The organism is candidate division WOR-3 bacterium (assembly GCA_013177935.1).
Taxonomy (GTDB): domain Bacteria; phylum Hydrothermota; class Tepidihabitantia; order Tepidihabitantales; family Tepidihabitantaceae; genus Tepidihabitans.
In genome coordinates this window covers 81000-92917 of the sequence record JABLXZ010000003.1, presented here as the reverse complement: position 1 = coordinate 92917, position 11918 = coordinate 81000, and the positions used below count along the sequence as shown (strand labels likewise).

11 protein-coding genes and 1 pseudogene are annotated in these 11918 nt (G+C 50.7%); 5 read left to right on the top strand and 7 right to left on the bottom strand.

The window, feature by feature from the left end; genetic code table 11:
* The 3 genes from HPY86_06015 to arcC are packed head-to-tail and all read right to left on the bottom strand — an operon-like array spanning position 1 to position 3022.
* The gene (locus HPY86_06015) at positions 1-846 is read right to left on the bottom strand and encodes a DUF89 family protein (GenBank protein NPV14468.1); all 846 of its coding nucleotides are present in this window, start codon (positions 844-846) and stop codon (positions 1-3) included.
* Between the two features lie 3 nt (positions 847-849).
* Positions 850-2085, bottom strand: coding sequence for an asparagine synthetase B (locus HPY86_06010; protein NPV14467.1), 1236 nt, complete (start codon positions 2083-2085; stop codon positions 850-852).
* Between the two features lies 1 nt (position 2086).
* Positions 2087-3022: a carbamate kinase gene (gene arcC / locus HPY86_06005; protein NPV14466.1), complete on the bottom strand. Its 936-nt coding sequence runs from the start codon at positions 3020-3022 to the stop codon at positions 2087-2089.
* Between the two features lie 90 nt (positions 3023-3112).
* Here arcC and HPY86_06000 point away from each other — a divergent pair, with 90 nt between their 5' ends.
* The 4 genes from HPY86_06000 (at position 3113) to hprK (ending at position 5559) form a co-directional block, all read left to right on the top strand.
* Positions 3113-3496 (top strand): DUF2703 domain-containing protein, encoded by a 384-nt coding sequence (locus tag HPY86_06000; protein ID NPV14465.1) that lies wholly within the window; start codon positions 3113-3115, stop codon positions 3494-3496.
* A gap of 33 nt (positions 3497-3529) precedes the next feature.
* A complete protein-coding gene (locus tag HPY86_05995) occupies positions 3530-4141 on the top strand; it encodes a class I SAM-dependent methyltransferase (GenBank protein ID NPV14464.1) in 612 nt (203 codons plus the stop codon).
* A gap of 86 nt (positions 4142-4227) precedes the next feature.
* Complete coding sequence (raiA, locus tag HPY86_05990) at positions 4228-4569, top strand: ribosome-associated translation inhibitor RaiA (GenBank protein ID NPV14463.1); 342 nt, start codon at positions 4228-4230, stop codon at positions 4567-4569.
* The gene (gene hprK, locus HPY86_05985; GenBank protein NPV14462.1) at positions 4570-5559 is read left to right on the top strand and encodes an HPr(Ser) kinase/phosphatase; all 990 of its coding nucleotides are present in this window, start codon (positions 4570-4572) and stop codon (positions 5557-5559) included.
* Positions 5560-5599: 40 nt separating this feature from the next.
* Here the strand turns inward: hprK and purL are convergent, their stop codons facing one another.
* The 4 genes and pseudogenes from purL to HPY86_05965 form a co-directional block, all read right to left on the bottom strand.
* Positions 5600-8392 carry a phosphoribosylformylglycinamidine synthase subunit PurL gene (purL, locus tag HPY86_05980; GenBank protein NPV14461.1) on the bottom strand — a complete coding sequence of 931 codons (2793 nt, stop codon included), beginning with the start codon at positions 8390-8392 and terminating at the stop codon, positions 5600-5602.
* Positions 8393-8477: 85 nt separating this feature from the next.
* Positions 8478-9023 (bottom strand): hypothetical protein, encoded by a 546-nt coding sequence (locus tag HPY86_05975; GenBank protein NPV14460.1) that lies wholly within the window; start codon positions 9021-9023, stop codon positions 8478-8480.
* Between the two features lie 61 nt (positions 9024-9084).
* Positions 9085-9367, bottom strand: a pseudogene (locus HPY86_05970) (rubrerythrin).
* A 12-nt stretch (positions 9368-9379) separates the two neighbouring features.
* Positions 9380-10054, bottom strand: coding sequence for a peroxiredoxin (locus tag HPY86_05965; protein ID NPV14459.1), 675 nt, complete (start codon positions 10052-10054; stop codon positions 9380-9382).
* A gap of 155 nt (positions 10055-10209) precedes the next feature.
* Between HPY86_05965 and HPY86_05960 the strand changes: the two genes are divergently transcribed.
* Positions 10210-11694, top strand: a complete 1485-nt coding sequence (locus HPY86_05960; protein NPV14458.1) for a T9SS type A sorting domain-containing protein — start codon at positions 10210-10212, stop codon at positions 11692-11694.
* Positions 11695-11918: the final 224 nt, after the last annotated feature.

Sequence of the window (11918 nt, the reverse complement as noted above, 5' to 3'; positions counted from 1 at the left end):
TCAACCTCTCCCCTTAGAATAGTAAAGAACCGAATCCCCCAGATTCACGCCCAGCCGACCCGCTACCAGTTCACACTTAGCGGTCAGCAGGTAAAACCCATCCCGGCCATCGTCAACCAGAGACTCAAAGTTTGCATGCCCCTTGGCAATCACCACATCGGCATCGTAGTAAACCTCACGAAACTCATCGGAAACGGTATTGAGGTCAACGCCGAGATAAGCCGAACCGGTACCAATCACCCGCCCCAGCTGTTCAAAACCCAGTTGCCGCGCCTCGTCAACGGTCACATCGTTGAGAATCGGTGTGGACCGGGCAACAATCGTCACCTCCGGCACCGCCAGCCGCTTGAGTACCAGTTGGTCAAACAGCGCCTCCCCGGCGTTGTCAAGGATGTAAACCAGTCGCCGTGCCTTCTTCAACTTTTCCTGCAGCCGAGCGGTATCATCGTGCGCCAAACGCGCCCGCGCCAGAGTCGCCGCAAAGTCAAACCGGTGTCTTGGTCCAACATCAATCACATTGCCCGCCGCAGCGCACACCAGTGCCGCCTTCAACGGCTCTTCTTTTCGTTCCAGTTCCGCATCACAGCGCTCCGCCCATTCCCGGCTCTTCTCGTTCTGCTCCTGCCGCATCTGCCAAAACGGGTCCTTATTACCCAAAAACTCCATCGCGGCAATCAGCATCTTGGATGTGTAGGTGCTGGGTGGTTGTCTTAACTCAAGTTGACCTCGCAACCTCTCGAGCCGCTCCTTTAATCTCTGAATTACCTCATCATTTCCCCCGCACAAATGGACAATCCGTTCGCACTGTCTCAAGCCGCAATCAAAACAGTCCGAAATTGAGTTCATCGCCTATGTTTTGAGCGGTTTCTTCTCTGCTGCCGGGAAAAGCACATTGTTGAGAATCAGCCGATACCCGGGTGAATTTTTGTATAAAGAGAGGTCGGTAGGAGGGTCTCCAATTCGATGCGCATAATCCTCTGGGTCGTGTCCGCCCAGAAAAGTAACTGTCCCCTTTCCAAACTGTCCGTGAATATACTTCGCCTCCTCAGTGTTTGTCACCTCACCCATAATTACCACATTTTTCTTCAGCAAGGTGCGCCGGAACCCACAATTCTGACCTAAAAACTCCTTGACCAGTCCAACATGGTTCTGCACCAGCATCGTCGGTACTGGGTCGTACTTGGCGGAAAAGTCAAAAAGGGTAAAGTAAACCTCTGGACCCCGCGCCGTTGCCTCTTGATAAGTGTCGATATCAGAATGTTCGTAAACCCAGGGGTCGGTGATAACCTTAAAATTCTCAAAGGCAAAACACCCCTCATAATTCAGTTTTTGATTGCAGCTGGGGTCGGCCGGGTCACCGTCAAACACCGCATCGCAGATATCGGTGTTTCGTGCCGCCCAGGCAATATCCGGGGTATCGGTTGCCGAACACATCGCAAACAGCATTCCACCTTCGGCAACATACTTTCTAATCGCCTCAACAACCGCCAGTTTCAACTTACTTACCTTCTGATACCCGAGTTCGCGGGCGGTCTTTATGTTAAGCGCCACTTCCTCCTGATACCACTTTTCCTGTCGGTACGAAGCGTAAAACTTACCAAACTGACCGGTAAAATCCTCGTGATGCAGGTGTAGCCAGTCATACTGGGCAAGTTTTCCGGCAAGAACCTCTTTATCCCATACCACATCGTAAGGAATCCCGGCGTAGTCCAGAGCCAGCCGCACCGCATCGTCCCACGGGTCTGCGGTCGGCGGTGCATAAATTGCAATCTTGGTCGGCCGCTCCAGAACAACCGAAGCCATATTGTTCGCTTCTATTGTCGAGCGAATCATCACCAGCTGCGCAGGTGTCACCTCCTCAAAGAAGACCCCGTTCCAACGGCACTCCTTTATTGCCTGTCCATCTTCCGGAAATAAAAAGGACCCGCCGCGATAGTTCAAAAGCCACTCAACCCGCACACCCCTTGTCAGCAAACGATAGGCAACCCCATACGCTTTCAGATGGTCACTCTGGGTCAAATCCATCGGAATAAGCATCATCGTCTGGGAAAACAAAAGGTAAACCAGTACGGTAAGACCGCTCATCTTACGGCACAATCGTTGTCCCGGCTTTTCCCGCGACCGCTGCGAGAATATGCTCCGGGTCGGTAATAAAAACCACTTTCCCTCCCCGCTCCAGAAACTTAAGTCCGGCGCTCACCTTTGGTCCCATACTGCCCTCGGGAAAATGCCCGGCACCTAAATAACTTTCCATTTCCGCTGCTGTTACCCTTGTCAATGGCTGGGCATCAGGTAAGCCATAATGGAGATACACCTGTTCCACCGCGGTGGAGATTATCAGCCGTTCTGCGCCAACAAGATTACCAAGAAGTGCCGATGCCAGGTCTTTGTCAATTACCGCTGCCACACCCTTCAATTTACCGTTTTCTTCAACCACCGGTATCCCCCCACCACCACAGGCAACGACCACTGCGCCCGCCTCAACCAGCCGTTTTATCTCCTCAATCTCAACAATCGCCTGAGGTATCGGCGACGGCACAAATCGCCGGAACCCACGACCGGCATCCTCCTTTAATACCCAGCCCAGTTCCCGCTGCAAGCGTACCGCCTCCTCCCGGGTGTAAAATGGTCCCACCGGCTTGGACGGCACCGAAAACGCCGGGTCATTTCTATCCACTATCACCTGGGTGACAACCGTTACCACGCGCCGCTTAATACCCATCTGCCGGAACTCATTGTCCAGAACCTGTTGAATCATATAACCAATTTCCGCCTGGGTCTGAGCATTTGCGGCATCGAGCGGAATCTCCGGGACCCGCATTCGCGCCAGGTGCGAACGCAACAGCACAAATCCAACCTGCGGACCATTGCCATGGGTAATCAAAACCCGCTCACCCGCACGTACCATTTCGGCAATCGGACGACAACTGCTCTGCAATGTTGCCATCTGGTCCGCAAACGAACTCCGCTCCTTATTCCGGATAAGAGAATTACCACCAATCGCTACAACCGTTATCGCCATATTGGTAATCATACACCGCCCGGGCGGTGAATCAAGCCTGTAGATTTAAAACTTGATTTCACTTCACCCCACACTAAACTTATCAGCGCAATGCAAAAGGTTCTGAAAATCACCTGGCAAAGGCTCTTAATTGAAGACCGCACCTGTCCGCGGTGTAATGATACGGAAAGGGAACTGGATAAGGCGGTTGCAGTATTAGAAGAAAAACTGGCACCGCTCGGCTGGAAAATCGTTGTCGAAAAGAAACCGCTCTCCAAAGAACAATTTGATAAAGCACCATTGTCATCAAACCTCGTTCTGCTTAACGACCGCCCGATTGAGGAGTACCTTGCGGCGCATACCGGACAAAGCCCCTGTTGCGATGTGTGCGGGCCGGCTCAATGCCGAACGATTGAAGTCGATGAGACTTCTTACGAAACCGTGCCCGCTGACTTAATTGTCCGTGCCGCCCTCATTGCCGCGGGCGTCGCCTGATGTTACGCAACAACCATTTTTGTTGTTTATCCGGTGCTTCGTCGTTCAATTATAACTACCACTGTGCCTCATCGGTTTGACCCGAAAAACCGCGCTGCGCTCTTCAGCTCGGAACGGCAAAAACGCCTCCCACCCCAACCGGTAATAAAGGCGCTCAACTTAAAACCCGGCTTAACCCTGCTTGACATTGGCGCCGGTACCGGCTACATCACCTTACCGGCGCTGAAAAAATTGGGCAAAAAGGGTACAATCATCGCCGTCGATATCGAATCGGAGATGCTTAAAGACCTTGAACGCAAACTTCCCCCAAACACCGGAAATGTTCAGCTCCTTCAAGCACGAGCTGAAAAAATCCCCCTGCCTGCTGCAATCGCCGATCGCATTTTGATGGTACTCGTTCTCCACGAAGTCGGTAACAAAACTGCTGCGCTTCTCGAAGCGCGGCGCCTGCTAAAACCCGAAGGCGTTCTGGTTGTTGTTGAATGGGAAAAAGTAAAACCTCCTCCGGGACCCCCTATCCGTGAAAGAATCTCACAAACACAATTGAAAAAACTAACCCGAAGTGCTGGCTTCGCCCTCTGCCACCACCAGCGACTCAACCCCTTTCACTACCTTGCCATCTTCGAACCCATCCCCGATTTTTAGCCGCCCAAGCAAAAATTGCCGCGCCCTGCTTAACCTTTCTTGACTGCAGAAATTAAAAGGCTATTATTATATACAAAGGAGGAAAAATGCAGATTACACTCACCGCGCGTCATCTCGAAATTACCCCTCATCTCCGTGAATATGTAACCAAGAAGTTAGAAAAACTGGGAAAGTTTGACCATCAGATTTTGAAAAGTGAGGTAGTTCTCTTTCCGGACCGGGCATATGAGGTCGCCGAGGGCAAAGTTCATACCGGGCATTTTGTCGTCACCGCCAAGGGCCACGGCAGCGACTCTTATCAGGCGGTAAATGACCTCGCTGACAAATTGGTAATTCAACTGGAACGCCGTCTGGGAAAAATCCGCACCCGGCGGCGACGGGCACCTGGACACAAATTCCGCCCGGAAAAGTCAAACCCGCAAGGGTAAATGGAAATTTCTTCCAAGCAAATTACGGTCGGGACCTTACTGGAAGAAAAAAAAGCCGACTGGCAACTTGAACTGCTCGCCGGTCACAATGGGCTGGAGACCAACTTCATCTCCACTCCGGATATCAACCGACCCGGAATGGCACTCGCCGGTTACACCGGCGTATTCCTGCGGGAACGAATTCAGATTGTCGGTAGCACCGAACTTTCCTACCTGGAAAACTTATCCTTAGAGCAGTACGCTCAAGCGGTCCGCACCCTTCTGGAACTGAAACCGGTCGCGGTCATCATCACCAAAAAATTACCGGTGGCTGAGGTCTGGATTCAGGAAGGCAACCGGTTGGGCGTGCCGATAATCCGCACACCACTCGATACCACACCTTTCATTCACCTTTTGAGTGTCTTTCTTGACTACCGACTGGCACCAGAAACTTACATCCACGGCGACCTGGTCGATGTCTTTGGTGTGGGACTGCTCATCACCGGCGAATCAGGCATCGGAAAAAGTGAATGTGCCCTTGACCTTGTTGACCGTGGTCATCGTCTGGTTGCCGACGACCTGGTCCGGGTATTACGCCGGGGCACGGGAATTCTTATGGGGTACCCGGCGGCAAAATCGCCGGCGCTTGCCCATCATATAGAAGTGCGGGGTGTCGGCATTGTTGATGTCTATAGCCTGTACGGGGTCAGGGCAATCCGCATCCAGAAAAGGGTCGAAGTCGAGGTTCGTCTCATCCAGTGGCAAAGTGGCGTCGAATGTGAAAGAGCCGGCATAGAAGAACAGTATTCCGAAATCCTTGGGGTCAAAATCCCTCTGGTAACAATTCCTGTTGTCCCGGGCAAAAACCTTGCTCTGGTGCACGAAGTCATTGCCAAAAATCACATCCTTAAAGTTTTCGGTTATTTTCCGGCGCGGCGGTTTAACGATGAACTGATGCGGGTAATGAGCAAGTCACCTATTGACCCTTATATAACTGAAGACCAGGAATAAACCAAAGAAGTCGGAAAAATACCGCAACCCGCGCCTCTAACTACTGCTCGGCGAGTCGCTTGGTCAATGATGTTCGCCATACTTTGCCCGCCTCATTAAGGTCAAGTTTTACCACTTCCCCTCCATCCAGCCCTGCAATCGTTATGTATTGACCTTCCCCTGTTTTCCCGATCATAGCAAAAGGCAACCCGGCAAAAATCCTTTCAAATGCCTCCCGTTTCTGTGGTGCCACCTCACAGAGAAAACGACTGTTGGACTCACTGAAAAGTAAAAAGTCGTCGCGTTCAAACCGATGCGCCCCGGGCACATGGCGCAGTTGCACCTCGACACCTATCCCACCGGCAAAACTCATCTCGGCAAGTGCTACACCAAGACCACCCTCGGAAAGGTCGTGACAGGCAAGCACCAGCCCCCGCTGGATTGCCTGAAACATCTTAATCATCAGCCGCCTTGCCCGCCGCGGTTCCACCTTGGGCACATCGCGCCCGATACCACCGTGCACCCGCATAAACTCGCTCCCGCCCAATTCTAAAAAGGTCTCGCCCACCAGATACACTAATGAACCGGGCTTTTTAAAGTCCGGCGTCATTGTCTTACGAACATCGGGAATTACGCTTATCGCCGAAATCAACAGGGTGCCGGGTATTGGTAATGTTTCCCCCTGCTCGGTTTTAAACTCATTGTAAAGAGAGTCCTTTCCAGAGATAAACGGTACCCGGAAACCGCGTGCGGTATCATAACAACCTTCGGCCGCTCGCACCAGACCACCTAACTGCTCAGGTTTTTCCGGACTCCCCCAGCAGAAGTTGTCCAGGATTGCGGTGCGTTCAATATCCCCGCCCGCGGCAACGCAATTCCGCAACGCTTCATCAATTGCCGAAGCCGCCATCCAGTAAGGGTCAACCAATCCAAACCTTGGGCACAATCCGCAAGATACAACACACGCCCGATTAGAACCCTTTACCGGCACAATGACGCAGGCATCAGTTGGTCCAAAACTGTCCCGGCCCGCGAACGGCTTCAAAACCGTACCGGCTTGCACCTCATGGTCGTACTGCCTTGTCACCCACTCCTTACTGGCGATATTGGGCGTTGCCAGCAACTTGAGCATTATTTCGGTCAATTCCCGGCGATGGGGCACAAACGGCTCCGGAATGTCCTGCCTTTCCCAGTGTGCTATTCGCTTGACCTGACGCCAACCATGATGAAGGAACCGCATCGGTAAATCCGCAACAATTCGCTCCCGATACTTCAACACCAGCCTTTTTGTCCCGGTCACTTTCCCGATTATCGTTGCCTCAACATCGTTTTCCTTTGCCAGTTGTAAAAGCGGTTTGACCTTTTCTGGTTCAACAAATAACACCATCCGCTCCTGAGCCTCGGAAACCCAGATTTCCGCCGGACTCAAACCCGGATACTTCAGCGGGACCTTATCAAGCCACACCTCACAACCGGTCCGCGCTGTCATCTCACCCACGGCACTGGAAAGACCACCGCCTCCGCAATCGGTAATCGCACTGAAGAGCCCTTTATCCCTTGCCGCCAGAACCAGGTCCAGCAGTTTCTTCTCCTCAATCGGGTTACCAATCTGGACCGCACCCGAAGAAAATTCACTGGAACGTTCATCAAGTTCTAACGACGCAAAGGTAACTCCGTGAATTCCGTCGCGGCCAGTTCGTCCTCCGAGCAGCATAATCATTTGTCCGGCTTGCACCTTTTTCTTTAGCTTCGAGCGGTGAATGATCCCGACCGTACCACAGAATACCAAAGGATTGCCTAAATACCCCTGGTCAAAATAGACCGCTCCATTCGCCGTTGGAATTCCCATGCGATTGCCATAATCCCGCACACCGGTTACCACCCCTTTCATCACCCGGCGCGGGTGTAATACCCCTCTGGGCAAATCGTTAAAATCGGTGCCCGGATGACCAAAACAGAACACATCGGTATTCAAAATCGGCTTTGCACCCAAGCCGGTCCCAAGACAGTCCCGAATTACACCGCCGATGCCGGTTGCCGCGCCACCATAAGGTTCCAGCGCAGAAGGATGATTGTGCGTCTCCACCTTAAAACTGATTCCGTACTTTTCGTCAAATTCAATTACCCCGGAGTTATCCTCAAACGCCGAAAGCACCCACGGCAGGGCAAGTTCTTCAGTAACCCGCATAATTGTCGACTTTAATAAATTGTTTATCCGTCTCCTACCGAAAACAATCTCCCCCCGAAATGTTTTATGCTGACAGTGCTCGGACCAGGTTTGAGCAAAAGTCTCTAACTCAACATCGGTCGGGTCCCGCCCGATCTTTTCATAAAATCGCCGTAAAATCTTCATCTCCTCAACCGATAAAGCAAGGAGTCGGTTTCGAGAAATTCTTTCCAATTCACCGTCACTTTGACCGCGCAAAGGGATTACCACCGGCTTAAAACGGTAGGGTTTGGGCTGGGCAAAAACTTTCTCTCCAGGAGACGCCAGATGTTGTATCAGGGGATTAAACATCAAACCCCGGCTGAGCATCATTCGTTCTTCGGCAGTCAGCGCTCTTCCCAATCGATAACTTCGCCCGGTGCGTACCCGAACCTTTTTATACCCCATATCCTCAAGCGCCCGTAGCGCCGTCGCAACACTCGGATCCATTACTCCTGGATTGTAAAGGACTAAAGTTTCATCACCAGCCTTCAAAACGCCGTTCTCAAGGACCTCAGCCCGCCACTCTTCAACAACCGGGTCGCACAACAACTCCTGAGCAATTGCCTCCACATTGTTGACGCTCAATGCCCCTTCGATGAACCACACCCGGGTAATCCTTACCGGTGAAAGCGATTTTAAACCCATATCCCGAGCATCAACCTCAAACGCCCGTGCCTCAGGGTCAAAACCCTTTTTATTGATATCAATCCGCCAAACCGCCATTCGTGTCTTACTCACTGATCAACTTACGGAACTCCTGGTCTAAAGAGTCAAGCACTCGACCACTGATTGCCGAATCAACGGAAAAAACAAAGTCATTGACACTGTTCCGGAGTTCTACATACCTTTTTCTCGCTTTGGTAAACAACGGTTTACGCTCGGCATAAGAACGCGCGCTCTCGACCGCTGCAAACTCAATCCACAACTGTTTCAATCCCAGACTACAACTCCGGTAAAGTGAATCCTGATAAAAAGAGAGCGTTTCTATTTTCCCCCGATACTCCTGCAATCGCCGCTCCAGTCTTGTAATACCCCGCGCCAGTTGTCGTCTTACGCGACTCATCGTTGTATCCGGAGTAATTGGACCGAGTGGAACCGGCGCCGGTCCAATTTGCACTCGGCCCGCATTCTTAACCACAACGACGACCGCTGTTGTCAGCACCAGGAGCAAAAACACCGCCATCGGAATAAAAAATACCGGCTTTTGCCAGAAGACCGGACCGCTCTGGGACGAGTCGTTATCCGGTTGTTTCTGTTTCTCTTGTTCCGGAAGCATCATACTGGGTAATTATACTAAAAATATCTTCGGGACAAATCTTTCCTGCGGCGCTTAAAAACTACCCTTCCATCAACTCATCAACCTCCTGCTCACCCGCTTCCAGTTCCTCTCTTTGCTCTTTATCACTCTTCAATAGTAAAGCCTCGAATTCCCCTAAGTGGGTCTTTTCTTCTCGAGCCATCCAGTAACACCTTTCTTATTGTTTCATCTTCTACCATTGCTGCCATCTGTTCATAAAGATTTATCGCATCCAGCTCGGCAATCATCGCCGCCCGCAAAACCTCTAACTCGATAGTTCTCCGCTTGATTTCATCAAGCTCTATAGGAATACGGGATAGCATAATTTTCCTCCTTTACAGATTTAACTTCTTGTGGCAGAGCCACCAGTCAAAACATTCAAACTCGCCCGCCTTTGCCCTTTCCAATCGCTCCTTTGCCGTTTTGACATCGCTCGCCGGCGGTACAATCACCCGGTCCTTAATGAGTTCATTGTTGGGCCAGTTGGCGGGCATCGCCACCTTATACTTGTCGGCAATCTGCATCGCCTCAACCGCACGTAAAATCTCATCCATATTTCTCCCCAGTTCTTGCGGGTAGTAAAGAATAATCCTGATTTTACCGCGGTCATCAACCACAAAAACCGCCCGCACCGTATTCGTCCCCTTATTCGGATGAATTAGTCCTAACATACTGGCAACCCTGCCGGTATCGGCGATAATCGGGAATTCAATCTCAACTCCCAGTTTCTCTTTAATCCACTCCTCCCACTTGATATGCGAGAACACCTGGTCAACGCTCAATCCAATCAGTTCGCAATTAAGATTTCGAAATTTATCGTAGCGCTTTTGAAACGCAACAAACTCTGTCGTGCACACCGGAGTAAAATCTGCCGGGTGACTGAAAAGCACAAACCACTTACCGGCAAAGAACTTCGGCAGTTCTATTAACCCGTGCGTCGTTGACACTTTGATTTCCGGAAAATCGTCCCCTAAAAGGGGCATCCCTCTTTTTTCGGTGATATTTTCCATCTTTTTCCTCCTTTAGGTTATATATTATATCTTATATAACTTTAGTGTAAAATTTAACCCAAACAAATCGACACGATAGCAATCGGTACTGACATCACCAAACTTTAGTGTCAAAAATTACTTGCCCGTTGTTGTTGTTTATTGTAGAATTTAGTGTGAACTTCACTCGAGCCGTTTTGCTGCTAATTCCGCTCTTTCTAAAAACCACAACTGCGCAACCCACATTAGCAGCTGTTTGCAATTCAGCGCCTGCCCCGGCACAAACAGTATTTATCAATGCTGACTGCCATTTTGCCCTCCAGACAAAAAACCTCAACCCAACGGTAACGCTCTTTTACTCTCTTGATGGTCAAAACTCCTGGCAGGAAGAAATTATGACCCGCCTCACCGAACCGGGATACGAAAGTACCTGGCAGGCATCTCTTGTCGCGCCAGCATCGGGTACCGTTTATTATTACATCCGCGCTGCCGACGAATCAGGTTACGCCACCCACTCCCCTTTTAACATTAATAATATCTGGCCCCCGGGTTCGTCACTTCTCGCTTCGGTTGCTGCTGAGACCACCGGAGATGCTATCCAACCCGAAGGTCCCTGGCTCGACATTAACGGCGCCTGGGTTTCTCGCTCTAATGACCATTTTTACGCCCGTCTCCGCAACAACCATAACAGCTGGCCCACTTACACATTCCCGCAACCTTATTACATCTACTCCCTCGGTTTTGTCAATCCCGAAGCTCCAACCGATAGCTTCGTCTTCGTAATGAGCTATGCCAACATTCTTACAATCTACACCACGGGCCTTTATGCCATCAACCGTTATACCCAGTCCTACGAACGGGTCGGTGATATCGAAGCCCAGACAAATGGGAACCTTCTCTCTCTTCGCTGTCCGATATCACGGTTTACTGCCGACCGCAGATTTGGGCCCTGGCCTAACTCATCCGGCTACCTTTATGCGGCGGCTGTCACCCAGGCGGTATATCCAATTGGTGGCAGTTATGTTCGCGACACTACCGTACCTTGTCGTTTTTACGCCGATCGAACGCCAACTTTTACCGTAAATCGGAATTCGCCGCCCCTCCTCACTAACGCCCGCGTCATTCCGGACAGCGGGGAAGAAACTACACCCTTCTGGTTCAATATTCGCTATGTCGACGCCGACACCAATTTACCGACAATTCGCACCGTAATTGTCGATCAGGACACCTTCAATCTAATTCCGTCAAGCCATAATTATGCCAGTGGTGTTATCTTTTCCGTTAGCCGGACAGGCTTTGCCCCCGGACAACATCAGTTTTACTTCCAATTTTCGGACGGAATGGCTAATGTTACCACTCCTCCCGACACCTTCACCGTCATTGGCACCGGCATCGCTGAACAACCCATCCTGACTATACCAGATGTATCTCTTGTACCCAACCCGACACACTCAATCGTCCGGCTCATCGTAGACGGAACTTCTAAAACACCGCTAACCGTCACTCTGTTCGACATCACCGGTTCACCTGTAGCAACTCAGACCGTTACACCAGGGTCTTTTCTTAATCTACGCAATCTTCCTGCCGGCACCTACTTTGTTCGCATTAATACCACGCCGCCGATAATCAAAAGGGTTGTACGTCTGCCAGGAGTTAGATAGAACAATAGAACGGAATGTAGAAAAGTCTTCATTATCCAAATGGATATGGTTAAAAGGACAATGAAACCGGGGGATGGAAGGCTATCCCGGGAACTGTACCCGGACTGTGGAGGATATGAAATTTTGTCACTTTTTGCGACTTTTTCGGATATAAATACATCTTTTACTTCAGTATTAACCTCAATCATGTTAAACAGAAATTATCAGGAAATACCGTCTCCTTG